This window comes from uncultured Roseibium sp. (assembly GCF_947496995.1).
Lineage (GTDB): Bacteria > Pseudomonadota > Alphaproteobacteria > Rhizobiales > Stappiaceae > Roseibium.
In genome coordinates, this window is the sequence record NZ_CANMFD010000005.1 from 334,732 (window position 1) to 360,222 (window position 25,491).

Consider the following 25,491-nt stretch of genomic DNA (forward strand, 5'->3'; position numbering starts at 1 on the left):
CGTAGGACAGGAAACGCAAGTAAACTTCAGGGATTGCTGATTAAGACCTCCATTTCATTTCTTCTGGGAGGGAAAAATGACCGATTTTCATACTCCGACTTCGACACCGGCGACCCCTTCGGTTGACCATGCCGCTCATTCCAAGCTGATCTCCGAAAGGCAGATGATGGCGGGCGTCTTGGTCGGGCTTTTTCTCGTGGTACTCGGCACCGCGATCCTATTCATGGGCCGCAATCAGGTTGCCTCGTCCCTGACAATCTGTGTGGGCTTCGGCATCGTTCTGGCGATGTTCGGAACGCAGGTTTCCGGACGCTGGGCGGGCTGGTCGGCCACGGGAGCAGGCGCAACGGCAGTCCTGCTCTTTCTGGTTCTCCAGCAATTCTCCGACGCTCCGGTTCGCAACGATTTCATCAAGGGAAGCCTGGAAGGGGATTTCTCCAAGGTCGCGGACATTCGGATCATCGACGAGCATCCCATGTATGTCTACAGAGACCGCTCGACCTCCACGATCCGGTTCCTCAATCTCGGCAGGGATCTCAAGAGTCGTCAGGTCAGGATGCAGGTCGATACGATCGAAAACGATCCCGGAGCGGAATTTTTCCAGCTCTATGCGAATTCGGACCTGTTCGAAGAGCGCATGCTCAGTCACACTTCCTCCGGTGAAGAGTTCATGCAGCTGGCATTTGATTATACAAACCGTGTGGTTCTGGATGGAGACGTCGTGCTGTTCGAGGAACGGGAGTCGATTTTAGGAGAAACCGCTCCCGAGACACTGTTTGCGCGGGAAGGGTTGGATCTCTTCGGTATGTCCGCGCGGGCCGAATCGGGACCGGCAAACTCTGGCAAATCCGATTTGAGTTCCGCGGAAATCGCGACGCTGATAGAAGACTTGAAGAGTGAAGAGATTTACCGGCGGCGCAACGCGCGCGACCTGCTGGTCAACGTGGGTCCACCCGCGGTCAATCAGCTGGCCGATGCCTTCGCATCGGCGAACACCGGGAGCGCGGACGACTACCGCATTCGCGTCGGCACGACGTATATTCTCTCCGAGATGCTGCGGAGCGACGAGACGCTGAGAACGGATATCTCGGCGCAACTGACAGAGGACGAATTTCCCTATTTTGTCGAAGCAGCCGCCGACGAGGACAAGACCATACGTTATCAGGCCGCCGAGTTCCTGTATCTGCTGGAAGACCCCCGCTCGGTCTCCTCAAGCCTTGATGCCGTCAAGGATGACAGAAACGCCTCCGTCGAAAATCAGGTGTTGATCCTGAAAGAATCCGCCAGGGCGTTTGATGTCGAGGCGAAAGACGAGATCATTTCGGAGCTCAGCAAAAGCGGTCGCTATAATGAGCTCCAGTCTCCCAAACTCACTTTGAAGAACATCTTCAACTGGTGATGTGCCTTTTCACGTCCCGGGAACTTTCCTGCCCGAGCGCATGACCGGGCCGCCGGAGACATGCCTGGGGCGTTCGATCTTCGGCGCGCCGGCGGTCAGCGGGCGCTCCGCGTAGCGGCCGAGGGCCCTGTGGCGGTCATACATGACGATTGCGCCTGCCATGGCGACGTTGATGCAGAATTTGGTCGGGATTTTCACCACGTGAGCGCAACGCTCCAGCATCTGCGGCGACAGCGAGCCACGCTCGGGGCCAAGCACATAGGCCGCCTGCAGCGGATGGCCGAAGCTCGGCAGATCGATGGACTCCTCGGTGAGCTCGATACCGACGAGCTGGCAGCCGGCGGGCAGATCCATCGTCTCGACGCTGTCCCATGTGAACACCGGCAGATGACCGGGGCTCTTGGAGGTGTCGGACGGCGGGGCCTTGCGGAGTTTGCGGTCGGCATCCACGGTGAAAAAGAAGTTCGCACCGAAGGCGTGCGCGGAGCGCATCAGCGTGCCGAGGTTCATCCGTTTGGAGAGGCCTTCCGCCCCGACCGCAAAATATCCGCGCATTCTGTCTTTCCAATGTTTCTGCTTCTCTAGGGTACGGACCCATAGCGGAAAGTCGGCTGAGCTGAAAGGTTTACCGCCAAAACACTGGCCCGTGCGTGCCCTGCAGATTATCCGGAAAGCCTATATCTGCGGCGGATGTCCATTGCTAACCTGCCGTTTCCATTTGTGCTTCAAGAGGTCACCGTGAAAGCCTGTCTTTGCAAAACTCCGGGTCCGGCTTCGGATCTCGTCGTCGAGGAAATTCCGGCACCAACGGCCGGGCCGGGCGAAGCCGTCGTTCAGGTGAAGGCCTGCGCGCTGAATTTCTTCGATACGCTGATCATTCAGGGAAAGTACCAATACAAGCCGGAGCTGCCGTTTTCGCCGAGCGCGGAGTTCGCCGGGGTCGTTGAAGCCGTCGGCGACGGTGTGACGGAGCTGTCCTGCGGCGACCGGGTGATGGGCTACATGCGCTGGGGCGCGGCACGGGAAAAGGTCGCCGTGCGTGCGCAGGACCTCGTGCGGATGCCCGACGACGTTTCCTTCGAGACGGCTGCCGGTCTCACGGTGACCTACGGCACGACATTGCATGCCTACCGCGACAGGGGCGGACTTCGCGCCGGGGAGACCGTAGCAGTGCTCGGGGCATCGGGCGGTGTCGGCCAGGCGGCGGTCGAGATCGCCGCGATCATGGGGGCGAACGTGATCGCCTGTGCATCGTCGGAGGAAAAACTGGCCTTCGCGAAGTCGCTGGGGGCTCACCAGACGGTCGATTATTCCAGGCAGAATCTGAAAGAGACGTTGAAGGAGCTGACCGGCGGCAAGGGGGTCGATGTGGTCTACGATCCCGTCGGCGGCGACCTGTCGGAGCAGGCGCTGAGGGCAACGGCCTGGGAAGGCCGTTTCCTGGTGATCGGATTCGCGTCCGGCGACATCCCGAAAATTCCCCTGAACCTGCTGCTTCTCAAAGGCTGTGACATGCGCGGGATCTTCTGGGGCGAAGCGCTGAACCGGGATCCGGACGGCCACCGCAAAAACATGGCACAATTGCTGGATTGGGTGCGGGAGGGCAAGCTGAAGCCCCATATCCATGCGGTCTATCCGCTGGAGCAGGTTCCTGCAGCCCTTGAGGAAATCGCGGCCCGCCGGGTGCGCGGCAAGGTGATTGTCACACCCTGAGGCCGCTATGGGATGGTTGCAGGGTGGCGGGGTGCCTCAGATCGAGAATTCCGCGATCACCGGAGCGTGGTCCGACGGTTTTTCCCAGCCGCGGGCGTCGCGCAGGACGGTCGTGCTCCTGATATGCGGTGCCAGAGGCGGCGAGACCCAGACGTGGTCGAGACGTCGGCCCTTGTCGGCCAACGACCAGTCCTTCGCCCGGTAGCTCCACCAAGTGTAGAGCTTTTCGTCCAGCGGCGTGAACTGGCGCATGGCGTCCAGCCAGTCACCGGCCTTGCGGATTTCTTCCAGCAGCTCGGTCTCGACCGGCGTATGGGAGACCACTTTCAGAAGCTTTTTGTGAGACCAGACGTCGTGCTCGAAGGGGGCGACGTTGAGGTCGCCGACGAGAACGGCGGGCTTTTCCGTTTCCGCTCCGGTGAGCCAGCCCTGCATTTCTGCCATGAAATCGAGCTTGTGGCCGAATTTCGGATTGATCGTGCGGTCCGGTTCGTCACCGCCAGCGGGCACGTAGAAATTATGCACGCGCATGCTGGCACCGTTGAAGGGAACATCCACCGCGACATGGCGGCTGTCGCCCATGTCGCAGAAGCCGCGTTTTTCCACGTTGCTCAGCGGCAGCTTTGAAAGGGTTGCGACGCCGTGGTAGCCCTTCTGGCCGTTGATGGCCATATGCTCGAAGCCGGCTTTGCGGAAAGCGTTTTCCGGGAAATTGGCGTCCGGGCACTTGGTTTCCTGAAGGCAGATCACGTCCGGCGCGATTTCCTCGATCAGCTGTTCCACAATCGGCATGCGCAGACGCACGGAGTTGATGTTCCAGGTGACGAGCTTGAGACGGTCGGTCATGAGGTCCTTGCCGGAGAGAATTTAAGGTCCTCCAAGTCATAAGGATTCGGTCCGGGAGTGCAACGGATTTCAGTCTTCGGGTGTGTCGTCGGGAGCGCTGCCGCTTGTGCCCGCAAGAGGCGATGCCGGCCGGGAGAACGGTCAGGGCGAGCCCCAAGACCAGTTCCCCGGTTATGTCCTTCATCTGCCGCAATCAGGCCTTAATCAGTGCTCCTGGCACAAATGGGCGGATGCCTTTGCCGGAAAAACGCGATTTTGTCCACGCTCCGTTAGGAAATCACGGGCATTTTGAGCCGTTAAAACAAGTTTTTCTTAACCTTGTCGAGGACGCTGTGCTGCCCCTGATTAAGACCTTTTGTTCCATCGTCGGATTCATATTTCTAGGATCCTGTTCCGCTTACGACTTTCCAGATCCGACTCCGGAGGACTTTGCGGTCCACGGCATCGACATCTCGCGCTGGCAGGGGGACATCGACTGGGCGAGGGCGAAACAGTCGGGTGTTGCCTTCGCCTGGATCAAGGCGACGGAAGGTGGCGACCATGTGGATCCGCGCTTTGTCGAGAACTGGGTCGGTGCCCGCCAGGCCGGTGTACCGCGCGGCGCGTATCACTTCTATTATTTCTGCCGGCCGGTGGAGGAGCAGATTTCCTGGGTCAAGGAAATCGTTCCCCGCGACCCGGAAGCGCTTCCGCTGGTTCTGGACATGGAATGGAACGCCCATTCCAAGACATGCACGACGCGGCCCGGTCGGTCGCAGATCTTGCGCGACATGAAGATATTCCTGGACGAGATGGAAAAGTATTACGGCAAGCGGCCGGTGATCTACTCCTCGGTCGACTTCCATCGGGACAGGCTTGTCGGCGCGCTCAAGGGCGAGCAATTCTGGTTGCGCTCGGTCGCCACCTACCCGAACAACATCTACGAGCAGCGTGAGGACTGGGTGTTCTGGCAGTATACGGCGGAAGGGTCCGTGCCCGGTATTCGCGGCGATGTGGACCGGAATGCCTTCTTCGGCACAAAGTCCCAGTTTCGCGACTGGCTGAACGGCAAGCTGAAACGCTAGAGCGTTTCCGGCCTGAAGCAACGAAAAAGACGTGTGAGAAAACCCTCACACGTCCTGAATTGTTTGTCGTGTCGTCGAAATGGCGCTTGGCGGCCGGCAACAAGCGCGCGAGTTCTTCCGAAGCCACCGGTTCGGCCGAAAACTATTGTTTTGTCAGATCCTGCGCCAGCATGAGCGCATTACCGTCCGGATCGTAGAATGTGGCGGTGCTGACCATGCCCTCTATGGTTTCTGTCTCGCCGTCGAATTTCACGTCCTCCTTTTCAAGGGCCGCCCGGGCCGACGCAATATCCGCAACACCAAAAACCGGCACCATGTTGCCCGGAGACGGTTCCGTCTGCTCGCCCAGTCCAAGGGTGACGCCTTCCGTCTTGGTCTGCATTTCGCTCCAGCCGGCCTCATCGATATGCATGAGCAGCTGGAAGCCCAGGTTCTTTTCATACCACTCCGCACTGGCATGGCGGTCACGCACAGACAGGGCGAGGGTGATGGTGTTTTCCAGAGAAACAACTGGCATGACACTTTCCTATGTAGTAAAAATATAGTAGCTATAATTCATGGATATGCCGCTGCTTGTCAAGCTGACATCGAAAGCCTGGTCCTTGAAAATTCTGGGGTTGCTGCATTCCGGCGTTCCGGGCCGCCAGGCACCGTTGATCGCAGCGACCTCGGCGTCGCGCAGTGCCTTTGCCGCCAGCCTGGAGCACCTGGCCCAGCTGGGACTGTTGGAGAGGAACCCGGGCCATGGCCACCCGCTCCGGCCGGAGTTCCGGCTGACGGAGCAAGGCAAGGTGGTCGCCGCCATGGCCCACCGCATCCTGGAAGCAGCGCCGGGCGAGGATGGGTTTGATATTTTGAAACGAAGCTGGCCCGTGCCCATCCTGGCGCTGACGGAAGCTCCCAGCCGGTTTTCCACCATCAGGTCCGGTTTGGGTGCGATTACCGATCGCGCACTTTCCAAGTCACTGGGAATGCTTGAAGAACGGGAGTGGCTTCGGCGTGAGATCGATGTGTCACAGCGCACGCCATTTCCGACCTATCAGGCGGTGAATGCGGGGCAGACAATCAACCGGGCCATAGGACTGAGCCACTCTAATCTGTGAAACTTGAATGTCCACAGACTTTGGAGACGTCGACCCAGCTTAACGGATCGTGATCTGGTGAGCAATGTCCCTGCCATTGCTGACCGTGACCTGCGTGAAGCCGATCAGCTTGCAGAAGTCGAGGAAATTCAGTTCCTGCGGCTGGGTGGAGCGTGCGAAGATCTCCGTTGACCGGGCCATGGATGTCAGCGAAGCCAGCAGGGCGCGCAGCCGGTACAGCGTGTCGTACTGGCCATCGCCGGTTGCCACGATAATCAGCTTCTCAAGGTCGGCTCCCTTGGCGAAGAGATGGTAGCCGACGAGGGAGTTGCGCTCTTCATTCTTGCTTGCCAGGCCGATGACGAACGCGGCGCGCGATTTCTTGCTGGCGTCCGGCGCGGGTGCGAGTTCGGAAACATAGGCCTCCCGGGTTTGAGGCACCGGGTAATAATATCCCGCATGGGCATCAAGGGCGGCTGCCGGGAAGGTGAGGGCGGCCAGGCCCAGCACCGAAGTGGCAAGAATGGCCGCGATCATTCGAATTCTTTGCATGGTGATGTGCCCCGTAACTTTCCCCGTTTCAATTGAATGACAAGCGCTTCCTGCGTGGAAAACGCTTCGCATCCGGTCCCATCAAGCCGCGAACGCAAGCCGGACGCAAGCCAGGTGAGCAATCATCCGGGGGAAGACAGATAGGAGAAACGATGCAGCGCTATATTTTCGCCACGTTGTATACTCAATTGCTTGATGGTGTCGGGGCTTATACCAACCGCAGTTGATAGGGACCCATTTGATGGCGTTGTTGCGCTTCGCCGACGAGGCGCGCTGCGCGGAACGGTCTGGTTGACCGATCAAGCAGCGCAACGCTGCTCGGCGAGCCGGAACAAGCCACCGAAGGCCGCGTTTGGAGGTTGTTCTGCCGCGTCGCGCGTCTTGGCCGATGATCCACATCGCCCTGCGACGTGCTCCTTGCCGAACAACCTCCCAACGCGGTCAAATGGGTTCCTATCAACTGCGGTTGGTATTAGATTTTCGGAGTTTTGATATGTTGATCCGCTTGTCGCTGACGTTGATCGCGGTGGTCCTGACGGCGCTGCCGGCCGCCGCCCAATCCCGTCCGGCGATTGCCTATACGACCGCCAATCTCAACATGCGCGCCGGTCCGGGCACCAACTACCCGGTCATCACCACCGTACCGCGTGGCGGCGGTGTGACGATTTTCGGCTGTACCCCCGATTACAAATGGTGCGATGCCGCCTTCACCAATGCGAAGGGCTGGGTGTCGGGCAAATACCTCAACTATGGCGGTGACGGTGCCTACTACGGCCGGCCGATCCCGAATGCCGGGGTCTATATCGGCGTGCCGCGCTATCAACGCAACTACCCGGACTACCGCCCGCCGGTCGTGGTGCAGCCGGAGCGACCGGCTCCCTACAGGCCACGTTATCCGGGCTATCCGCCGCGCTATTTCGAACATCAGGTCTATTAGAGACTGTCGCGGTAAACTGAATTCACGGAAGCGCTTGAACGCGACACGCTGCGGAAAGGCCTGGTGGTCGACTTACTGTGCCGGTTTGGGCGCTGCCATCACCAGTGACCAGAACACCTTGTGCTTGGCATTGGGCGCATAGGCGGTCGCGATGCCCAGCCGCGTTGCGTCCTTCATCAGCAGCACTTCGTTGTGCTTGGGAGATTCCCGCCAACCGGAGAAAGCTTCCGCGAATGTGCGGTAGCCGCCGCTGACATTTTCGGAGGCCGCCGTTTTCGGCTCGCCGATGGAGATCATGCGCGTCGCCAGTTGCTGGCCGGAGGCGAGCGAGGCATTCACGTTGCCCGCGGCCGCCATGGCGTCGGCCTGTGTCGCGGCGATCGCGGAAAGCTGCGGATCGGGTGTCACCGGGCCGAGACCGCTGTTGATCCGGTATTGGGAAATCATCTGCGCGGCAGTGGCGGCATCCACCTGGCCGTCGACCCGCGCCAGATCCTGGTAAAAGGGCGGTGTCTGAATGCGGTCGCTCGTGCAGGCGGCTACCAAAAGTGCGAGCGCGCCGGCGGCCGCAAGGGTCAGGGATCGGTGCCCGATAGGATTTTCTGCCAAGATTTTGAATTTCCCGCGTTTGTCAGGGACATGATTCGCCCCGCCGGCAAGGTGATGGGACGACAAGTGAGCAGAATTGCGGCGATCCCGTGAAAGCGGTGAACAAGCCCCCGTGTATCGTCCCTGGAAAGACTTCCGGCGTTTCCTGATCGGTCAAACAGTCCCATATCCGGTGGATGTCTTCTGACATGTTGCCGGGGAGGCATTCTCGCGGCGCAGGTGTAAAAGATTCAAGCGGGAAGAAGCAGGAGATCCTCCATGACATCATTTTCGGACCCCGTCGCAGTGTCGGGATATGGGCAAAGGACAGCGCGGCTCGTGCCGGGCCTCGCGGACCTGCATCGCATGGGGGCGCTTTTGCTGGCCGAACGGTCTCCTGAGGCGGGGCGCATCCTGGTTCTAGGCGCCGGCGGCGGGCTTGAACTGAAAGCGTTCGCAGGAATGTACCCGGATTGGCGCTTCTGTGGTGTGGATCCTTCAGCGGAAATGCTGGATCAGGCGCGGGCCGAACTCGGGGCTCATGCGGAGCGGGTGCAGTTTTTGGAAGGATATATCGAAAACGCGCCGGAAGACCTTTTCGACGGTGCGGCCTGCCTTCTCACGCTTCATTTTCTCGAAGCGGAGGACCGTTTGAGGACCCTGCGCGAGATAAAACGCCGCCTCAAGCCCGGTGCGGCCTTCATTGCCGCGCATCACAGTTTCCCCAACGATACCAGGAGCAAGGACAGGTGGCTTGCCCGCTATGCCGCTTTCGCGGCGGCATCAGGCATGCCCGACGCACAGACCGAAAACGGCATCGCGGCCATGAAGGAGCGGTTGCCGGTTCTTCCGCCTGAAGAAGACGCCGCGCTGCTGCGGGAGGCGGGCTTTTGCGACGTCGAGTTGTTCTATTCTGCTTTCACGTTCAAGGGCTGGGTTGGCTACGCGAAGTAGCTGCAGATACCCTGCGTCACCGGTTCAGGAACGCCGGGGTTGAACCCTTCAAACAAATGGCCAGCCCGCCGGAGCGGGCTGGCCGGCTGCTGGACAGCCTTTCGGGAGCTTTTGAATACCCGGTATCCGAACGAGGGCGACCCCCCGTTCCGAAATCAGCGGTTGGAGGCCTCCAGAACATCCTCATAGGTGCGCAGTCCGGTGGTCGGGGCGCAGACGAGGACGGACATGTTGCCAGGGGCATGTTCGTTCTTCCACATCTTGGTGTGCGCCTTGGGGATCTGGTCCCAGGGGAAGACTTCCGACATATAGGGATCGATGCGTCGCTCGATCATCAGTTTGTTGGCGGCCGAAGCCTGCTTCAGGTGGGCGAAATGGGAGCCCTGCAGACGCTTCTGGTGCATCCACATGTAGCGGACGTCGAAGGTGCAGTTGAAGCCGGATGTGCCCGCGCAGATCACGACCATGCCACCCTTTTTGCAGATGAAGGTCGAGACCGGGAAGGTTGCCTCACCCGGGTGCTCGAAGACGATGTCGACATTGTTGCCTTTGCCGGTGATATCCCAGATCGCCTTGCCGAACTTGCGGACTTCCTTGAACCAGTCGGCATATTCGGCCGAATTGACCTTCGGTAGCTGGCCCCAGCAGTTGAAGTCCCTGCGGTTGATCACGCCCTTGGCGCCAAGGTCGAGGACGAACTGGCGTTTGTCCTCGTCGGAAATCACGCCGATGGCATTGGCGCCGGCTGCAGTGATGAGCTGGATGGCGTAGGAGCCGAGCCCGCCGGAAGCGCCCCAGACAAGGACGTTCTGGCCCGGCTTCAGCTCATGCGGGTGATGGCCGAACAGCATGCGGTAGGCAGTGGCGAGCGTCAGCGTGTAGCAGGCGCTTTCCTCCCAGGTCAGGTGCTTTGGCCGCGGCATGAGCTGCTGGGCCTGCACGCGGGTGAACTGCGAGAAGGAGCCGTCCGGCGTCTCGTAACCCCAGATGCGCTGCGAGGTGGAGAACATCGGGTCGCCGCCGTTGCATTCCTCGTCGTCGCCGTCATCCTGATTGCAATGTACGACGACCTCGTCGCCGACCTTCCAGCGCTTGACCCTGTCGCCAACCGCCCAGACGATCCCGGACGCGTCCGAGCCGGCGATATGATAGGGCGCGCCATGGCCATCGAACGGACTGATCGGTTCCCCGAGACCGGCCCAGATGCCGTTGTAATTGACACCGGCCGCCATCACCAGAACCAGAACCTCGTGGCTGTCCAGTTCCCAGGTCGGTACGACCTCAAGCTGCATGGCCTCTTCCGGTGGGCCGTGACGCTCGCGCCGGATGGCCCAGGCATACATGTTCTTGGGAACGTGGCCGAGAGGCGGGATCTCACCGATTTCATAAAGGTCTTTCACCGGAGCGTCCTCACGTGTTCGGTTGTCATTGGCTTCGGCTGCTGCTGTCATTCTGCTCCCCTCCCAGGGCTGTTGTCTGCGGCACCCCTTCGCAAGTGCACAAGGATTTACAGGGCCTGAACCCGATTTTGCGCAACTATTGTTCAAAAAGTCGCTGCACACTATACGACTATTGCTTAACTTGCGTTTTGACTCCAAGCATATTTTGCATTGCACATTAGGGGTTTCGCAGCTGTGCAAACTCCGGCACACTTTCGCCTTGGGATTGCAAACCGGGCCAAAGGGTGTGCTGAAATACAAAAAAACAGGCGGTAGAAGGCCTTAGGAGGATAAGCGGCATGAGTTCAGAAGGTGGCAGCGGCGCGGGACGCGACCGTCCCTGGATATTCAGGACCTATGCGGGTCATTCGACCGCCGCTGAATCGAACAAGCTCTACCGTGGTAATCTTGCCAAGGGTCAGACAGGCCTGTCGGTTGCCTTCGACCTGCCGACGCAGACCGGTTACGATCCGGACGACCTTCTGGCGCGCGGTGAAGTGGGCAAGGTCGGCGTACCGGTCGCCCATCTGGGCGACATGCGCGCCCTGTTTCACGAGATCCCCCTGGAGCGCATGAACACGTCCATGACGATCAATGCCACCGCACCCTGGCTGCTGTCGTTGTACATCGCTGCGGCGGACGAACAGGGCGCGGACCGCAAACTGTTGTCCGGGACCACCCAGAACGACATCATCAAGGAATACCTTTCCCGCGGCACCTATGTGTTCCCGCCGGCGCCGTCCCTGCGGCTGACGACGGACGTGATCGCCTGGACCTATTCCAACATGCCGAAATGGAACCCGATGAACGTCTGCTCCTATCATTTGCAGGAAGCAGGCGCGACACCGGTGCAGGAGCTGTCCTTCGCGCTGGCGACAGCCGTCGCCATCCTGGATTCCATGAAGGCGAGCGGGGCTATCCCGGAAGAGGAATTCCCGAAGGCGGTGGGGCGGATCTCGTTCTTCGTCAATGCGGGCATGCGCTTCATCACCGAACTGTGCAAGATGCGCGCCTTCACCGAATTATGGGACGAGATCTGCCTTGAGCGCTACGGCGTGGAGGACGAACGCTACCGTCGCTTCCGCTACGGGGTTCAGGTGAATTCGCTGGGGCTGACCGAACAGCAGCCGGAAAACAACGTCTACCGTATCCTGATCGAAATGCTTGCCGTGGTGCTTTCCAAGAACGCCCGCGCCCGCGCCGTGCAACTGCCGGCCTGGAACGAGGCGCTGGGCCTGCCCCGGCCGTTCGATCAGCAATGGTCTTTGCGCATGCAGCAGATCGTCGCTTTCGAGACCGACCTCCTTGAGTACGGCGATATTTTCGAAGGCTCTTCGGAGATCACCAGAAAGGTGGAAGCGCTCAAGGCGGAGGCGCGCGAGGAGCTTGCCCGTATCGACGCCATGGGCGGGGCCGTTGCCGCCGTCGATTCCAGCTACATGAAGCGTCAACTGGTGGAAGCCAATTCGGCGCGGCTGGCGGCAATCGAGGCCGGAGAACAGGTCGTTGTCGGCGTCAACAAGTGGACCGACAGCGAGCCGTCTCCCCTTGCCGGCGGAGAGGACGGGGGCATCCTGACCGTGGCCGAGCACGTGGAAGAAGAGGCTGTCGGCAAGGTGAAAGCCTGGCGGGACGCGCGCGATGCCGCAGCAGTCGCGTCGGCACTGACCGAACTGGAAAGCGCCGCGCGGGAAGGCCGCAACATCATGGAGCCGTCCATCGCGGCGGCGAAAGCCGGTGTCACCACCGGTGAATGGGGCCGCGTCCTGCGCGAGGTCTTCGGAGAATACCGGGCGCCCACGGGGGTCGGGCAGGCAGTGCGCAACGATGCCGGCGATCTGGCGGCGGTCCGCAGCGCGGTCGAAGCCGTAAGCGGCAGGCTGGGCCGCCGGCTGAAATTCCTGGTCGGGAAACCCGGTCTCGACGGGCATTCCAACGGCGCGGAGCAGATTGCCGTCAGGGCGCGCGATTGCGGCATGGAAGTCGTCTATGAAGGCATCCGCCTGACGCCTGCGCAGATCGTCAACGCAGCGGTGGAGGAGGACGTGCATGTCATCGGGCTCTCGATTCTGTCCGGCTCGCATCTGGCGCTTGTGGGCGACGTGATGGACCGCCTGCGGGCAGCCGATGCGGTGGATATCCCGGTCGTCGTCGGCGGTATCATTCCCGATGAGGACGCCAGCCGGCTGAAGGCCATGGGTGTTGCGGCGGTCTATACGCCGAAGGACTTCCAGCTCACCGATATCATGGCAGACGTGGTCAGGATCGTCGGCAGCAAAGCCGAGCAGGCGGCATAGGTCGGGGTTCCGACCTGACTTCGGATCAATTGTTCGGATCTGCGGAACAGCGTTGAGAGGGTGCCGCCGTCCAGATTTGCTTGCGCAACCTTGTGCATCTGCTGTTCCGGGCTCACCGGTTTGCTGGATCCATGCGGTTTTTTCTTACCTGAAACAACGGGTTAACCTTCTGTAAAGCTTTGTTAACCCTTTGTTGAGAGACTGGCAAGGTTCCGCCAGAAGGCGGTAATTCTCTGATGGCCAGGAGGCCGGAAATGGCGACGATCGAAAGGCCGCTCTCGGCCCAAGTCGTGGCGCATGCGACAGAGTATCCAGCGGATCGGGACGGTGACGGGACCGGCCACGAGCGCAGAAAAAAGAGTGAGTCCGCAGAGCGCCATGAACCCGATACCGGACTGTCCGATGATGGACCGGCTGTTCTTATCGACTCTCATCACACCGTGAACCACACGTTGGACGGCGTTGCCGCCTACCGGGCGACAGCCCTGCAGGTGCTTGAGCCCGGCATAGACCACGGACCTGTAAACCCGCTTCGCGGACCGGTCGACCGGTTGCCGGCAGGCAATATCCGCCATGCCTATGAAGATCACGGCGAAGATGAAGCCCCGCATGAAGTGAACGTGGCGACCTGACCAAAGGTATTAACCGTGGGCGAAACCTCCTGAAAAACCCTTGACGGGTTCGTCAGGCTTCCCATATCGCGCTGGATACGTATGAATGCGTATTGCGGCGCGGTAACGGATTGCGCCGCCATGTTTCGGGACACGGGGGACCTCACGGCCTTGGCAGAAACGATACTAGGCCTGGCGGCGCAGAACCTGCTGTCCCCGATCATCCTGTTTTTTGCATTGGGCCTCGGGGCGGCATTGGTCCGATCCGACCTGTCGGTGCCGGAAGCAGCGGCGAAAGCCCTGTCGATCTACCTGCTTTTCGCCATCGGGTTCAAGGGCGGGGTCAGCGTCAACGGCCACGGCATCGACGCCGGCCTGCTGATGTCGCTCCTGGCCGGATTGGTGCTCTCCTTCGCCATTCCTTTTGCGGCTTTTGGCCTCCTGCGGGTGATGACCTCGCTCAGTACCATCGATGCGGCTGCGGTCGCGGGCCACTATGGTTCCATTTCCATCGTCACCTTCGTGGCAGCCACTTCGGTGCTGCAGAGCCAGGGTATGGCAAGCGAAGGCTATCTTGTGGCGGTCGCCGCCGTGATGGAAGCGCCTGCCATCCTTTCGGCGCTCTGGCTCGCCTCACGGGCTTCCTCGGACGGAACGGGTCAGTCCGGCAGAAACTCGGGTCTCTGGCGGGAAATCATGCTCAACGGCTCGATCGTTCTTCTGGTCGGATCTTTCGTCATCGGCTTCCTGTCCGGGCCCAAGGGCCTTGCCGAAATCGAAAGCTTCATCGTCGCTCCCTTCAAGGGGGTGCTTTGCCTGTTCCTTCTGGATATGGGCCTGGTTGCAGGACGTGGGCTCAGGGCAAGCGCCAAAGAGCTGCGGCCGGGCCTGATCGGGTTCGGGATCCTGATGCCCATGATCGGATCGGTCGCGGGTCTTGCTGCGGCCAGCCTGATCGGTCTTTCGACAGGAGGCACCGTGCTGCTGATGACGCTCAGTGCGTCGGCATCCTATATCGCGGTGCCGGCAGCCATGCGCGTCGCCCTGCCCGAGGCCAATCCGTCCATCTACCTGACCATGTCGCTGGGGATTACCTTTCCGTTCAACCTGACGATAGGCATTCCCCTCTATCTCAGCATCGCCCAGGCAATCGGAGGATAAGCTCGTGGACATGAACGACGCCAAGCGGGTCGAAATCATCATCGAGGCGCCGATGGAAACCCGGCTCACCGACGCGCTCGACTGCGCCGGTGTCACCGGCTACACGATCCTGCCGGTCATGGGCGGGAGCGGCAGTTCCGGACGCTGGAGCCGCGAAGGCCAGGTCTCGCGCGCCGGCGGGATGGTCGCCATCATCTGTATCATTCGCCCGGACCGGCTCGACGCGCTTCTGGAAGCAGCCTTTACGGTGGTCGAACGGCATATCGGCGTCATTTCCGTCAGCGACTGCGCCGTGCTGCGGGCCGAGCGGTTCTGAGCCTGCCCGACGGCGCGCCGCTCAGCTGCACCGGTGCCGGGCCGTCCGCCGCGAGGCGGCAGGATGGCCTTTACCTCCTGTTTGCCGATAAACGGGTCAGCTCTCCGGCTGATTTGCATTCCGCATGTCAAATGATATGAACCTTGCCAACGTCAGGCAGGTTTCGGGCGGCAGGCACGGGTTTGGGAGACAGGCATCTTGAATTTTCCGGTACATCTCTTGGAAGGCTACGGCCGTTATCTGGGCAAAGGCTTCGTTCGGAACAGGGAAACCCATGAGCGCCTCGCGCTTTACGGCCAGACTCCCGAAGTCATGGTGATTTCCTGCTGCGACAGCCGGGTGACGCCGGAAGGCATATTTAATGTCGGTCCGGGAGAACTGTTCGTGGTTCGCAATGTCGCCAATCTGGTGCCGCCTTACGAGGACACGGAAGGCCAGCACGGCACCAGTGCGGCGATAGAATTCGCCGTCGAGGGGCTCAAGGTCAAACATATCGTTGTCATGGGTCATGGCCAGTGCGGCGGCGTGACGGCTTTTCGTGAAAACGCCAATGCACCGATGGAAACCGGAAAGTTCATCGGCCGCTGGATCAAGCTTCTTGAACCTGCAGCCATCGCCATGGCCTGCATGCCGATCGACAAGGCGGACGATCCGCAGCTTGCCATGGAATACGCGGGCATCCGCCAGTCACTGAAGAACCTGAGAACCTTCCCCTTCGTCGAACAGGCGCTCGAGCAGGGCACCCTTGAGCTGCATGGCGCCTGGTTCGATATCGGATCGGGTGAGCTCAGGGTCATGAGCCCGGAGAGCCAGCGGTTCGAAAAAGCCGAACCCGAGGTCATCACAGGCTGACAACAGAGCTCCCTCCGCAAGGCTGGGGGCCAGATATGTTACTTCAGCGGCCGTCGACGGCGCGGCCGGATAAAAAAAGAGCGCGGCAGCAGCCGCGCTCTTTTGTGTTGTTGTTCGGTCGAAGTGCGTTCAGGCCGCTGCGACGTTCTTCAGGAAGTTTTCGACTTCCTGCTTCAGTTCGTCCGTCCGGGAGGAGAGCAGGCCCGAAGCATCCAGAACCGCCCGTGAGGATTCCGATGTCTCGTTCACCGTGCTGGAGAGGTCCGACATGCGCGAGGAGACGAAGGTCGTGCCTTCCGCCGCCTTCTGGGCATTCTGGGAAATCTCGCCGGTAGCGGAACCCTGTTCGTTGACGGCAGCCGCGATGGTGCCGGTGTAGGAATTCACCTCTTCCATGATCGTGGTGATCTCGGCGATGGCGCTGACGGATTCCTTGGTGGCTTCCTGGATCGCCGTGATCTGGGCGCTGATCTCTTCGGTTGCCTTGGAGGTCTGGGTCGCCAGTTCCTTCACTTCCGCCGCGACGACGGCAAAGCCTTTGCCTGCTTCTCCGGCCCTTGCCGCCTCGATCGTGGCATTGAGCGCCAGGAGGTTGGTCTGCTCGGCGATGGCCTGAATGAGCGTGACCACTTCACCGATCTTCGAGGCGGAGGCCGCAAGGCCCTCGACCTTTTCGTTGGTCACCCGGGTGCCTTCAGTGGCGCGGCCGACGACTTCGGTGGTCTGGGACACCTGGCGGGAGATTTCACCGATGGATGCGGAGAGCTCTTCGGCGGCGCTTGCCACGGTCTGAACGCTGGATGTCGCATCGTCTGCGGAGTTCAGGGTTTCCGTCGCGCTTGTCGCGCTCTGGCCCGAGAGATCCGAGAGCCGGCCGGCGGTGCCTTCGAGGCCGTGGACGGTTTCGTCGACGGAATTCAGAACGTTGGAAATGTTGTTCCGGAAAGCACCGATGAGGTCCTGGACAGCGCTCTGCCGTCCCATGGCCGCCGCTTCGGAGTGTTTCTGCTGGTCCGCAAGTTCCAGCCGCTCCATGGCGCGTGATCTCAGCGTGTTGACCGCATTCGCGAGAACGCCGATCTGATCGGTGCGGCCTTCATAAGGCACCTCGATGTCCAGATTGTCCTGGGCAATCTCGCCGGTGATTTCTGCAAGCTTCGTGATCGGACGCATCTGCTGGCGGATCGCGTAGATCAGCAGCAACATGGACACCAGCATCACGGGAAGTGCCCACAGGATGTAGCGGCTCATGAGTTCGGTGACATTTGCCTCAACGGCTGCCTTTTCGACACCGGCATAGAGAATGCCGATGGTCTCGCCCTTGGTCGAGAAGATCGGCTGATAGACGGTGTAATAATCCTTGCCGAGAATGTTGGCCTGGCCGTGGAAGGTCTTGCCCTTCGTCACGATCGGATAAACGGCCCCGGTCTTGCCGAGCGGCGTACCGACTGCGCGGTTGCCGTCGCCCTTGATGATATTGGTCGACTTGCGCCAGAAGTCCTGGGTTTCCGGATCCCATGCAAACACGGTCGCCGTCTCGCCCGTCATGCGTCCGATCGAGTCAATCATGTCGTGGTTGTCGAAACCCGGGATTTCAGTGAGTTCGATCTTTGAAACGTTCCCGGTGGAGGTCCATGTTACCCGCGCACCCTCAATGCGTTCTTCCAGCAGGGTGGCCGCAACACGCAGGTTGACGTCCTGCTTTTTGAGAGCGGTGTCCTGCGCCTGGCCGGAGGCCACCTGGTACAGGATCACTCCTACAACGAACATCGAGGTTACAAGTAGTCCCGTTGCTATGATTGCAAGAGTCGCGGTAATGCTTAAGCGTGAATACAGACTTTTCATGTTGGCCCCTCTAAACGAATTTGAATATCTTATATCGAGAGTTCGTAAATATTGGGAAAACGAATTATACCCTAAGTTGTCCTCGCCTATATTTACCTCTTACTAGGGTTTCTCTAGGTAAAATTAGCGAGATATTTGTAATCTCCGGTCTTCAATGGACGGGAGTCTCAGGCCGCAGAAAGTCGTGTGCGAAAGAGCCGCCAATGCTTCCGGCAGATATATCGCTTTGCGGCCTGTTTCCCGCCTCGACGGGGTGGACGAGACGGTTGATCAAAAGAAAAACGGGCGCCCGATGGCGCCCGTTCAATCAGTCGGTGCTCATATGAATGAACACGGGATGTGTTCGAAGACTATCAGGCTGCAGCCTTCTTCGGCGTGATCAGGCCACGGTTGATCAGCACTTCGGCGATCTGAACAGTGTTGAGGGCTGCTCCCTTGCGCAGGTTGTCGGAGACGACCCACAGGTTCAGGCCGTTTTCGACCGTCGCGTCCTCGCGGATGCGGGAGATGTAGGTCGCGTCTTCACCGGCGCTTTCATAGGGCGTGATGTAGCCACCGTCTTCATGCTTGTCGATCACCAGGCAACCGGGCGCTTCGCGCAGGATGTTGCGTGCTTCGTCAGCCGAGATCTCGTTCTCGAATTCGATGTTGACGCTTTCCGAATGGCCAATGAAGACAGGAACGCGGACGGCGGTGCAGGTCACCTTGATGGCCGGGTCGAGCATCTTCTTGGTTTCGGCCAGCACCTTCCATTCTTCCTTGGTGTAGCCGTCTTCCATGAAGTCATCGATATGCGGAATGACGTTGAAGGCGATGCGCTTGGTGAACTTGCTCGGCTCGATCGGATCGTTGACGAAAATCGCGCGGGTCTGGTTGAACAGCTCTTCCATCGCTTCCTTGCCACCGCCTGAAACGGACTGGTAGGTGGAGACGACGATGCGCTTGATCTTCGCGTGATCATGCAGCGGCTTCAGTGCCACGACGAGCTGCGCGGTGGAGCAGTTGGGGTTGGCGATGATGTTCTTTTTGGAAAAACCGGTGATCGCGTCGGCGTTCACTTCCGGCACGATCAGCGGCACGTCCGAGTCGTAACGCCATGCGGAGGAGTTGTCGATGACGACACAGCCCTTGGCGGCGATCTTCGGCGACCATTCCTTGGACACGGTGCCACCTGCGGACATCAGGCAGATATCGGTGTCGGAGAAGTCGTAATTCTCCATCGCCTGAACCTTCAGCGTCCTGTCGCCGAAGGAAACTTCCGTTCCCTGGGAACGGCGGGAGGCGAGGGCGACGACTTCATCGGCCGGAAACCCGCGCTCGGCGATAATGTCCAGCATTTCGCGGCCGACATTGCCGGTGGCGCCTGCGATTGCGATCTTGAAACCCATTGGATAAGTCCTTGTCCGTCTCCCCGCATCACCAGCCGCCCGAGTTGAATGGGCGTGACCGGCTCCCGGTACCTCCCATCCCCGGGGAGGCGGGATGAGCGGCACCGTCAGGCGGTGGTTTTGGTTGTCTTGGTTGTCGTTTTAAAAGCGGTTACGGCAGCCGTCGGGGTCTCGCCGCGCAGGAAGGTCGCGCTGGCAAGGGCCTTGGACATCATATCCAGAATGTCGGCTTTCAGCCGGATCATTGGAAGCTCGCAATCGTCAAAACTTGAGACGGCGCTGTTTTTGCCCGGAATTCCACAAGAGTCAACCGGGAAAGCCGTATCGGCGACAATCCCCACTCAGACGTTGAATTGTCAGCAGTTGAAGAGCCGGCCGGGTCCTGCTCCTTTCACGGGAAGGACCGCGAGCGTCATCATGTGCCAGGCAAGGGCCTGATTTGAGCTTATCACCGGCTTGCCGAGACGCTGTTCGCAGCGTTCAAGTACCTTCAGGGTGCGAAGGTTGGTGCAGGAGGCAAAGACAGCCTCGACGCACGGGTCCTCGCCGACCGCGCATATGGCGTCTTCAACCGATTGCAGCGCGATCCGGGCAACGACGGCTTCTTCCGCCTGGCCGAAGGAGCCGACTTTGACCGGGGACAGCCGGTTTTGCGCCAGCAATGCGCAGATCGCGTCAGAGACTTCGGCGACATAGGGAGAGACCACCCCGATCGCCGACACATTCAGGCGATGCAGGGCGGCGATGACCGCACGTGCCGGATCCGTGACGGCGGCGCCGGGCTGAACGGAGTGAAGCGTTGCGGCGACCTGATCGGACCCGATGACCGTCGCGCCGGAAGTGCAGGCATAGCCGACAACATCGAGCGGCCGGGTTGTAGGCAGGAGACGTGCGGCGTCCGCAAGCCGGTCCTTCATCCCTGCAAGGGTTTCCGAGGTCACTTCGGGCGCACTTTCGATCCTGCTGTGATAGAGCGTCGCGTCGTCGCGGCTGAACAACGGCCGGAACTCATCCTCGATGGTTTCGTCCACGGACAAGACGATCAGGCCGAGAGATTTTTTGCGCTGCGTGTCGTCATCGAGCTTGAACGGCAGTTTCATGGAGGGACTCCGCTTCAATTGAGGATCACCGGGATGTCCGGCCCGGCGGGAAGGCTGAGGAACTCCGGCGCGCCGTCGCGGATCACGATGTTCTCCTCATGCACCATCATTTTTCCGTTGCCCAGATCGATGCCGGGTTCCAGTGTCAGGACCATGCGCTCCTGCAGGACCGTGTCGTCGAAACCGGTCAGGGACGGCGCTTCGGTGAGCTGCATTCCAAGGCCGTGGCCGAGACGCCCGACATCGCCCTCTCCCTGGCCGATCGTTTCAGCCATGGCGCGATAGAGGTCGGCGCAGGTCCTGCCGGGTCTGGCTACGGCCGTGGCGGCGCGGACCGCCGCCACCAGCGTTTCATGGGCACGCCTGACGACTTCCGTCGCATGACCGATGGCGAAATTACGGTCGAAATCGCAGAAATAGCCGTCCCGGGTCGCTCCGGTGTCGAGCATAAACACATCGCCTTCCTCCAGCGCCTGACCGGTCGGTGGAGAAATCACGTCGCCATAGCCATCCTTGCCGGCGCCGCCGACAAGATAGGGGACATCGTCGGCGCCCTGGGCAAGGAGTTCGATCCGGAACGCCCGAAACGCGTCCTTGAGTGTCTGGCCCTTCTGGAAGAGGTCCGGCGCCCTGGCGAAAGCCGCAGATCCGATTGCACAGATGCTGCGCAGCTTTTCGAGTTCGGCCTCCGATTTCACCATCCGGAGGCTCTGGATCAGGCCGGTGGCGTTGATGAACTCGGAGCCCGCAAGGCGGGTCTGCAGAGAGTGGAAGTCTTCAAGCGGCATGCGCAGGCTGCTTTCGCGGCCCATTGGCATCCCGATTGTCTCAAAGTCTTTCAGGACATCTGTCAGCAGTCCAATCCCCTCGTCCACCGGGTGCGGGGCGGAAAAGGTCCTGATGTCGTCCAGCCATGTGGTAGCCATGAGATGAGCACCGATCTGCGGGATTACGGCAATTGGCTTGCCTTTTGCCGGCAGCACCAGAAACCAGGGCCGGGTCGGGCTCTGCCAGAACAGTGTCCTGAACCCGGAAAAATAGCGGACCTCCGCCTCGGTTGTGAAGAAAAGCGCGTCCAGACCGGCTGCGTGCATGGCCTGCTGAGCGCGCTCGGTGCGCGCGGCGAATTCGGTCTCGGGAAAATCCGCGTCAGACATCCTCCGGGCCTTCCGAAAGATAGCAGAGGAAGCGTGAGCCCGGTCCCAGACCCAGGGCGGCGGCATGCGGGCCCGCATGATGCAGGGCGGCGATCCCGGCGGCGCCCGAAGGTGTGGTCGCCAGGTTGTGCGCAGCAAGCAAGGCGACGGTGTCCGCCACTTCCGCGTCTGAAATCGTCGTGAACCAGTCGGCTTCCCGGGCGAGGTATTTCAGCGCGAGATGTGAGGGCTCTTTGCAGTCGAGACGTCCCATGATGGACACCGGGCCGGGAGCGGTGACCGCTTTTCCCGCCTTGATGCCGGCCAGAAGGGCGGGGGCGGCGTCCGGCTCCACCACTACTATGGTCACCTCCGGCCCCCAGGTGGTGCGGGCGCTCAGGGCGCAGGCGGCCGCAAGACCGCCGACGCCGGCCTGCAGGAAGACATGGGTCGGCGGTTCCGGCATCTGCCGTGAAATTTCCTCCCCCATGATCAGGTAGCCTTCCATTACGTCACGGCCGGCTTCGGTCATGTCCGGCCAGGTGCTGTCGGGAAGGAGGGTCCAGCCGTTGGCCTCGGCCTGCCTGGCCGCTTCGGACATGCTGTCCTCATAAGTCGCGCCGCTTCTTACGACCTTGGCGCCCTTCTGCCGCAGTCTGACGGCAAAGGCCTCAGGGACCGTTTCGGAGACGAAGACAGCAGCCTTCGCTCCGTAGAGCGGGGCACCGGCGGCAAGAGAAAGACCGTGATTGCCCGCGCTTGCGCAAGCGAAGGTCATGCCTTCTAGAGCATTGCCAAGGTCTTCGGCACTGCCGTCACGGACTTTCCGGCCAGCCCGTTTGGCGATCGCATAGGCTGCGCCCAGCGCCTTGAAGCTGCCAAGTCCCATCCGGTTGCGTTCGTCCTTGATGGAAAGCGCACCGATACCGAAAATCCCGGCAAGATCCGCCGCATCCAGAAGCGGAGAGGGCTGTCCGTCGGGACTCCTTTCGAGAAAAGAGGATGCTTCCGAGGCTGTGTCGGAGATGTCGCCGACGGCGAGGTCTGCGTTTTCCGGCAGGCCCTTGCCCCGCCAGGGATTGTCGAGTGCGTGCATGCTCTTCCCCGATGCTGTTGTGCCTGCAGGTCATCAGCAGTGGCGCCTGAATTCAAGTCTTCCTTTTGCCAGGACAGGGCGATGCCGGGTTGCGGCTTCACAAAAGTGATTTCCGGGCTTGAAAAGAATCGAAATATCGAGATATCATGAATTATGGATATAGATGTGAATGACGCCTTGAGCGCCTTTGGGGCGCTCAGTCAGAAAACCCGGTTGGAAGTGTTTCGTCTGCTGGTCGGCGCAGGCCCCACAGGGATGGTGGCCGGGGACATTGGCGAAGCGCTGGGCGTTCGCCAAAACACGATGTCGGCCAATCTGTCAGTGCTGCTGCAGGCAGGTCTGGTTCGGAACGAGCGCGAGGGCCGTGCTGTCCGCTATTTCGCCGACATGGAGACAACGAAGGGTTTGCTGACGTTTTTGATGGCCGACTGCTGTGGTGGTCACCCGGAGCTTTGCGCGCAGGTCCTTGAAGCGGTGGCTTGCCGGAAACCGTCGTTCGTACAAGGAGATTGAAATGTCTGACGGTGTTTATAACGTGTTGTTTCTCTGCACCGGGAATTCCGCCCGGTCCATCATGGCCGAGGCCATTCTGAACCGTGACGGAGGGGGCCGGTTCAAGGCCTATTCCGCCGGATCCAATCCTGCCGGCGAGGTGCGTCCGGAAGCTCTGGCACTGCTGGAGAAGCTGAACTTCAAGACCGATGGCCTGCGTTCCAAGGACTGGAGCGAATTTGCCGAGCCGGGGGCTCCGGTCATGGATTTCGTTTTCACCGTCTGCGACAACGCCGCCAAGGAAAGCTGCCCCGTCTGGCCGGGCCAGCCGGTGTCGGCCCACTGGGGGCTGCCGGATCCGGCGGCGGTGGAAGGCACTGATGCGGAACGGCAGGTCGCCTTCAACGAGGCGTTCCGGATGCTCAACACCCGTATCTCGATCATGACAAGCCTGCCCATGGCCTCTCTCGACAAACTTTCCCTGCAGAGGAGGCTCGACGAGATCGGCAAGACCACCCGCGAACCGGCCTGAAGGCACTGCCTGAAGAACTGGCGGATGCCCTTTCGTCTTCATTTACGAGGCGATACCCCAAAACAGCAAACCCTGCGTTCAGACGAGCGCAGGGGTTTTGCTGTCAAGGACAGGTCAGTCAAGTGGGATGCCGGACGCCAGCGTCCGGTTCAGGCAATCAAGTGTCTTCATTCCGGTATGGACGGCGGTATCGCTGTGCGAGGTGTTTCCCGCTGACTTCAGAATGAGCAAAGGGCCTCGAAAAAGGGAGGGCACTGCAACTCCACCCGGCGATTGAACGCGATATCCTGCACGGTTTCATTGGATCCCGTCGATGCGGCGTGAGGGGCTGGCGCCGTGTGCTGAGCGGCATCCACGGCCGCACCGGCTGATGATGCGGTTGCGATAACAGAGAAAACTGCTGCTGAGATAAGTGTCGTCCGGAACATGTCCGTCTCCTTCAAGTCATTTGAACCAGGGCTTGCAGGAGTCAATTTAGGGTGGATTGCCGGATCGCGCCTGTGCCGCCCGTCACTCCGGTTCATGCTGCCCGGAGTGACGGCGAGATTTGCCGGTCAGGAGGGATGGGCACGAGGCGGCCCTGGCCTTGACTTGGGCGTCAGGCCGGGGCGTTGCCTTCGCGCGCCGGGCGCAGGGTCAGCAGGGCGATTACCAGGGCCGTCAGCGCGCAGACCGCGACCGCGCCGGTGAGCGGCAGCGGGGTGCGGTCGAAGAACGGGCTGCAGATCAGGATCATCACGCCGCCGGACACCATCTGGAAGGTGCCGCCGAGAGAAGACGCCATGCCCGCATGTTCGCCATGTTCCTCCAGCGCCATGACCATGGTCGGGGCGATGACCTGACCGAGGCAGCTGTTGCCGATGAACAGCAGGACCATAAGCACCGGCAGGTCATCAATGCCGTTCCAGACCAGCACGAAGAGCAGCGATGTTGCCGCGGCGAAGCCGCAGACGGCCACAAGGGCGACGCGCGCCATGCCGAAACGCTCCCCGAGCGTCGCGGCGAATTGCGAGGAGGCGAAGAAGCCGACCGCGTTGATCGCGAAGACCAGACTGAAGCCTGTCGGCGTCAGCCCGTAACGGGTCATGTAAACCAGGGGCGCGGCGGCGAGGAAAACGAAGAAGCTGGCGAGCGAGAAACCGGCGATCAGCGTCAGGCCCATGAACCGGGCATCCTTGAGGAGATAGATGGCGCTGCGGATCATCGCCGTCGGATCGATGCGACCGCGGCGTTCCGGCGGCAGTGTTTCAGGTAGCAGAAAGGCCATCTGCACCATCGCGGCGAGGGCGATAACCGCAAGGGCGCCAAAAATCAGCCGCCAACTGCCGAACTGGATGATGATACTGCCCGTCAGAGGGGCCAGCATCGGCGATATGCTGATGACCAGCATGACGAGCGCCATCAGCCGGGTCGCCTGGCCGCCGGTATGAAGGTCGCGCACGACGGCGCGCACGATCACCATCGGCGCGGCGGCGCCGAGCGCCTGAATGAAACGGCCAAGCGTCAGCGTGGTCACATCGGGCGCCGTCGCACAGAGGGCGGACCCGGCAATGAACACAACGAGGCCGATATAGACGGGCACCTTGCGGCCGAACCGGTCCGCCAGCGGCCCGTAGAAGAGCTGCGCGAGGCCGAAGGCGATGAAATAAACCGTGAAGGTCATGTGGACGGCTGCGTCGTCCGTGTTCAGATCCCGTACAATCTCAGGCATTGCGGGGAGGTAAAGGTCAATTGCAAACGGCCCGACAACAGCCAACAGCCCCAGCACGACGGCGGAGCGAACAAACCCGATCTGCATAACAATATCCGATAAAAACGCGCCAAAGCGCAAACGGCAGCGCCAAACCGCAAACAGGTGGGCGCAAGAAGTGAAGAGCGTGCAGACTGAAAGAACAAAAAGCGCGAGTCCAGTCTTTTTTGACCGTCAGCCTTGCGTAAATTGCATGTCAGGGTTGCGCAGAATGCTTGCCCCGGATGTGCCGTAGCGCGATCAGTCCGACAGATTTTGCTGCGGCGGGCAAATCCTCCGGACGTCACCAAACCTTCATGCAAATGTCACCTGTTCGGTAATATCGGCCACTAGCTTGCGGC

Annotated in this window: 26 protein-coding genes; 13 read left to right on the plus strand and 13 right to left on the minus strand. The window is 60.7% G+C overall.

Features of this window, described 5'->3' with window-relative positions; translation table 11 throughout:
* Positions 1-76: 76 nt before the first annotated feature.
* On the plus strand, positions 77-1,399 hold the full coding sequence (locus Q1B40_RS20360; protein ID WP_299818626.1) for a hypothetical protein: 1,323 nt from the start codon (positions 77-79) through the stop codon (positions 1,397-1,399).
* A 9-nt stretch (positions 1,400-1,408) separates the two neighbouring features.
* On the opposite strand, the gene Q1B40_RS20365 is transcribed toward Q1B40_RS20360, so the two are convergent.
* On the minus strand, positions 1,409-1,954 hold the full coding sequence (locus Q1B40_RS20365; protein ID WP_068418990.1) for an RNA methyltransferase: 546 nt from the start codon (positions 1,952-1,954) through the stop codon (positions 1,409-1,411).
* A 183-nt stretch (positions 1,955-2,137) separates the two neighbouring features.
* On the opposite strand from Q1B40_RS20365, the gene Q1B40_RS20370 reads away from it, so the two are divergent.
* The gene (locus Q1B40_RS20370) at positions 2,138-3,112 is read left to right on the plus strand and encodes an NADPH:quinone oxidoreductase family protein (RefSeq protein WP_299818632.1); all 975 of its coding nucleotides are present in this window, start codon (positions 2,138-2,140) and stop codon (positions 3,110-3,112) included.
* Positions 3,113-3,148: 36 nt separating this feature from the next.
* Here Q1B40_RS20370 and xth read toward each other — a convergent pair whose 3' ends face one another.
* Positions 3,149-3,958, minus strand: a complete 810-nt coding sequence (gene xth, locus Q1B40_RS20375; protein ID WP_299818635.1) for an exodeoxyribonuclease III — start codon at positions 3,956-3,958, stop codon at positions 3,149-3,151.
* A 332-nt stretch (positions 3,959-4,290) separates the two neighbouring features.
* Here xth and Q1B40_RS20380 point away from each other — a divergent pair, with 332 nt between their 5' ends.
* Positions 4,291-5,022, plus strand: a complete 732-nt coding sequence (locus Q1B40_RS20380; RefSeq protein ID WP_299818638.1) for a GH25 family lysozyme — start codon at positions 4,291-4,293, stop codon at positions 5,020-5,022.
* A gap of 142 nt (positions 5,023-5,164) precedes the next feature.
* Here the strand turns inward: Q1B40_RS20380 and Q1B40_RS20385 are convergent, their stop codons facing one another.
* A complete protein-coding gene (locus Q1B40_RS20385; protein WP_299818641.1) occupies positions 5,165-5,539 on the minus strand; it encodes a VOC family protein in 375 nt (124 codons plus the stop codon).
* A 40-nt stretch (positions 5,540-5,579) separates the two neighbouring features.
* Between Q1B40_RS20385 and Q1B40_RS20390 the strand changes: the two genes are divergently transcribed.
* A complete protein-coding gene (locus tag Q1B40_RS20390; protein ID WP_299818644.1) occupies positions 5,580-6,125 on the plus strand; it encodes a winged helix-turn-helix transcriptional regulator in 546 nt (181 codons plus the stop codon).
* A 39-nt stretch (positions 6,126-6,164) separates the two neighbouring features.
* Here the strand turns inward: Q1B40_RS20390 and Q1B40_RS20395 are convergent, their stop codons facing one another.
* A complete protein-coding gene (locus Q1B40_RS20395; RefSeq protein WP_299818647.1) occupies positions 6,165-6,656 on the minus strand; it encodes a hypothetical protein in 492 nt (163 codons plus the stop codon).
* Between the two features lie 493 nt (positions 6,657-7,149).
* On the opposite strand from Q1B40_RS20395, the gene Q1B40_RS20400 reads away from it, so the two are divergent.
* On the plus strand, positions 7,150-7,593 hold the full coding sequence (locus Q1B40_RS20400) for an SH3 domain-containing protein (protein WP_299818650.1): 444 nt from the start codon (positions 7,150-7,152) through the stop codon (positions 7,591-7,593).
* A 72-nt stretch (positions 7,594-7,665) separates the two neighbouring features.
* Here the strand turns inward: Q1B40_RS20400 and Q1B40_RS20405 are convergent, their stop codons facing one another.
* A complete protein-coding gene (locus tag Q1B40_RS20405) occupies positions 7,666-8,202 on the minus strand; it encodes a CAP domain-containing protein (RefSeq protein WP_299818653.1) in 537 nt (178 codons plus the stop codon).
* 258 nt (positions 8,203-8,460) lie between these two features.
* Here Q1B40_RS20405 and Q1B40_RS20410 point away from each other — a divergent pair, with 258 nt between their 5' ends.
* Entirely contained in the window at positions 8,461-9,135 is a 675-nt protein-coding gene (locus tag Q1B40_RS20410) for a class I SAM-dependent methyltransferase (protein WP_299818656.1), read from the plus strand.
* Positions 9,136-9,290: 155 nt separating this feature from the next.
* Here the strand turns inward: Q1B40_RS20410 and ccrA are convergent, their stop codons facing one another.
* Positions 9,291-10,586 carry a crotonyl-CoA carboxylase/reductase gene (gene ccrA, locus Q1B40_RS20415; protein WP_299818659.1) on the minus strand — a complete coding sequence of 432 codons (1,296 nt, stop codon included), beginning with the start codon at positions 10,584-10,586 and terminating at the stop codon, positions 9,291-9,293.
* A gap of 287 nt (positions 10,587-10,873) precedes the next feature.
* On the opposite strand from ccrA, the gene Q1B40_RS20420 reads away from it, so the two are divergent.
* The 5 genes from Q1B40_RS20420 (at position 10,874) to Q1B40_RS20440 (ending at position 15,811) form a co-directional block, all read left to right on the plus strand.
* Positions 10,874-12,871 carry a protein meaA gene (locus tag Q1B40_RS20420; protein ID WP_299818662.1) on the plus strand — a complete coding sequence of 666 codons (1,998 nt, stop codon included), beginning with the start codon at positions 10,874-10,876 and terminating at the stop codon, positions 12,869-12,871.
* A gap of 254 nt (positions 12,872-13,125) precedes the next feature.
* Complete coding sequence (locus Q1B40_RS20425) at positions 13,126-13,503, plus strand: hypothetical protein (RefSeq protein ID WP_299818665.1); 378 nt, start codon at positions 13,126-13,128, stop codon at positions 13,501-13,503.
* A gap of 150 nt (positions 13,504-13,653) precedes the next feature.
* Positions 13,654-14,643 (plus strand): sodium-dependent bicarbonate transport family permease, encoded by a 990-nt coding sequence (locus Q1B40_RS20430; RefSeq protein WP_299818668.1) that lies wholly within the window; start codon positions 13,654-13,656, stop codon positions 14,641-14,643.
* Positions 14,644-14,653: 10 nt separating this feature from the next.
* Positions 14,654-14,959: a transcriptional regulator gene (locus tag Q1B40_RS20435; protein ID WP_299819124.1), complete on the plus strand. Its 306-nt coding sequence runs from the start codon at positions 14,654-14,656 to the stop codon at positions 14,957-14,959.
* Between the two features lie 195 nt (positions 14,960-15,154).
* A complete protein-coding gene (locus tag Q1B40_RS20440; RefSeq protein ID WP_299819127.1) occupies positions 15,155-15,811 on the plus strand; it encodes a carbonic anhydrase in 657 nt (218 codons plus the stop codon).
* Positions 15,812-15,940: 129 nt separating this feature from the next.
* Here the strand turns inward: Q1B40_RS20440 and Q1B40_RS20445 are convergent, their stop codons facing one another.
* The 6 genes from Q1B40_RS20445 to Q1B40_RS20470 all read right to left on the minus strand — a co-directional run bounded on the left by Q1B40_RS20445 (position 15,941) and on the right by Q1B40_RS20470 (position 22,376).
* Entirely contained in the window at positions 15,941-17,581 is a 1,641-nt protein-coding gene (locus tag Q1B40_RS20445) for a methyl-accepting chemotaxis protein (RefSeq protein WP_367279167.1), read from the minus strand.
* 428 nt (positions 17,582-18,009) lie between these two features.
* Positions 18,010-19,044, minus strand: a complete 1,035-nt coding sequence (locus Q1B40_RS20450; RefSeq protein WP_299818675.1) for an aspartate-semialdehyde dehydrogenase — start codon at positions 19,042-19,044, stop codon at positions 18,010-18,012.
* Positions 19,045-19,151: 107 nt separating this feature from the next.
* Positions 19,152-19,289 carry a hypothetical protein gene (locus Q1B40_RS20455; protein ID WP_299818678.1) on the minus strand — a complete coding sequence of 46 codons (138 nt, stop codon included), beginning with the start codon at positions 19,287-19,289 and terminating at the stop codon, positions 19,152-19,154.
* 111 nt (positions 19,290-19,400) lie between these two features.
* On the minus strand, positions 19,401-20,144 hold the full coding sequence (locus Q1B40_RS20460; RefSeq protein ID WP_299818681.1) for an Asp/Glu racemase: 744 nt from the start codon (positions 20,142-20,144) through the stop codon (positions 19,401-19,403).
* Positions 20,145-20,158: 14 nt separating this feature from the next.
* Positions 20,159-21,301 carry a Xaa-Pro peptidase family protein gene (locus tag Q1B40_RS20465; RefSeq protein WP_299818684.1) on the minus strand — a complete coding sequence of 381 codons (1,143 nt, stop codon included), beginning with the start codon at positions 21,299-21,301 and terminating at the stop codon, positions 20,159-20,161.
* Positions 21,294-22,376: a pyridoxal-phosphate dependent enzyme gene (locus Q1B40_RS20470; RefSeq protein ID WP_299818687.1), complete on the minus strand. Its 1,083-nt coding sequence runs from the start codon at positions 22,374-22,376 to the stop codon at positions 21,294-21,296. Before Q1B40_RS20470 ends, Q1B40_RS20465 begins: the two co-directional genes overlap by 8 nt.
* Before the next feature lie 159 nt (positions 22,377-22,535).
* Between Q1B40_RS20470 and Q1B40_RS20475 the strand changes: the two genes are divergently transcribed.
* Together Q1B40_RS20475 and Q1B40_RS20480 are read left to right on the plus strand one after the other, a co-directional pair.
* Positions 22,536-22,889, plus strand: a complete 354-nt coding sequence (locus Q1B40_RS20475; RefSeq protein WP_299819130.1) for a helix-turn-helix transcriptional regulator — start codon at positions 22,536-22,538, stop codon at positions 22,887-22,889.
* 1 nt (position 22,890) lies between these two features.
* Entirely contained in the window at positions 22,891-23,400 is a 510-nt protein-coding gene (locus tag Q1B40_RS20480; protein ID WP_299818690.1) for an arsenate reductase ArsC, read from the plus strand.
* 598 nt (positions 23,401-23,998) lie between these two features.
* On the opposite strand, the gene Q1B40_RS20485 is transcribed toward Q1B40_RS20480, so the two are convergent.
* Positions 23,999-25,198 carry a multidrug effflux MFS transporter gene (locus Q1B40_RS20485; RefSeq protein WP_299818694.1) on the minus strand — a complete coding sequence of 400 codons (1,200 nt, stop codon included), beginning with the start codon at positions 25,196-25,198 and terminating at the stop codon, positions 23,999-24,001.
* Between the last annotated feature and the right edge of the window lie 293 nt (positions 25,199-25,491).

Excerpts from the sequence above, each read along its gene's own strand:
- Q1B40_RS20400 (WP_299818650.1), top strand. The coding sequence starts at position 7,150 with ATGTTGATCCGCTTGTCGCTGACGTTGATCGCGGTGGTCCTGACGGCG.
- Q1B40_RS20450 (WP_299818675.1), bottom strand. The coding sequence starts at position 19,044 with ATGGGTTTCAAGATCGCAATCGCAGGCGCCACCGGCAATGTCGGCCGC.
- Q1B40_RS20445 (WP_367279167.1), bottom strand. The coding sequence starts at position 17,581 with ATGTTCGTTGTAGGAGTGATCCTGTACCAGGTGGCCTCCGGCCAGGCG.
- Q1B40_RS20465 (WP_299818684.1), bottom strand. The coding sequence starts at position 21,301 with ATGTCTGACGCGGATTTTCCCGAGACCGAATTCGCCGCGCGCACCGAG.
- Q1B40_RS20390 (WP_299818644.1), top strand. The coding sequence starts at position 5,580 with ATGGATATGCCGCTGCTTGTCAAGCTGACATCGAAAGCCTGGTCCTTG.
- xth (WP_299818635.1), bottom strand. The coding sequence starts at position 3,958 with ATGACCGACCGTCTCAAGCTCGTCACCTGGAACATCAACTCCGTGCGT.
- Q1B40_RS20480 (WP_299818690.1), top strand. The coding sequence starts at position 22,891 with ATGTCTGACGGTGTTTATAACGTGTTGTTTCTCTGCACCGGGAATTCC.
- Q1B40_RS20435 (WP_299819124.1), top strand. The coding sequence starts at position 14,654 with ATGAACGACGCCAAGCGGGTCGAAATCATCATCGAGGCGCCGATGGAA.
- Q1B40_RS20470 (WP_299818687.1), bottom strand. The coding sequence starts at position 22,376 with ATGCACGCACTCGACAATCCCTGGCGGGGCAAGGGCCTGCCGGAAAAC.
- ccrA (WP_299818659.1), bottom strand. The coding sequence starts at position 10,586 with ATGACAGCAGCAGCCGAAGCCAATGACAACCGAACACGTGAGGACGCT.
- Q1B40_RS20420 (WP_299818662.1), top strand. The coding sequence starts at position 10,874 with ATGAGTTCAGAAGGTGGCAGCGGCGCGGGACGCGACCGTCCCTGGATA.
- Q1B40_RS20360 (WP_299818626.1), top strand. The coding sequence starts at position 77 with ATGACCGATTTTCATACTCCGACTTCGACACCGGCGACCCCTTCGGTT.
- Q1B40_RS20385 (WP_299818641.1), bottom strand. The coding sequence starts at position 5,539 with ATGCCAGTTGTTTCTCTGGAAAACACCATCACCCTCGCCCTGTCTGTG.
- Q1B40_RS20460 (WP_299818681.1), bottom strand. The coding sequence starts at position 20,144 with ATGAAACTGCCGTTCAAGCTCGATGACGACACGCAGCGCAAAAAATCT.
- Q1B40_RS20410 (WP_299818656.1), top strand. The coding sequence starts at position 8,461 with ATGACATCATTTTCGGACCCCGTCGCAGTGTCGGGATATGGGCAAAGG.
- Q1B40_RS20395 (WP_299818647.1), bottom strand. The coding sequence starts at position 6,656 with ATGCAAAGAATTCGAATGATCGCGGCCATTCTTGCCACTTCGGTGCTG.
- Q1B40_RS20425 (WP_299818665.1), top strand. The coding sequence starts at position 13,126 with ATGGCGACGATCGAAAGGCCGCTCTCGGCCCAAGTCGTGGCGCATGCG.
- Q1B40_RS20485 (WP_299818694.1), bottom strand. The coding sequence starts at position 25,198 with ATGCAGATCGGGTTTGTTCGCTCCGCCGTCGTGCTGGGGCTGTTGGCT.
- Q1B40_RS20365 (WP_068418990.1), bottom strand. The coding sequence starts at position 1,954 with ATGCGCGGATATTTTGCGGTCGGGGCGGAAGGCCTCTCCAAACGGATG.
- Q1B40_RS20455 (WP_299818678.1), bottom strand. The coding sequence starts at position 19,289 with ATGATCCGGCTGAAAGCCGACATTCTGGATATGATGTCCAAGGCCCTT.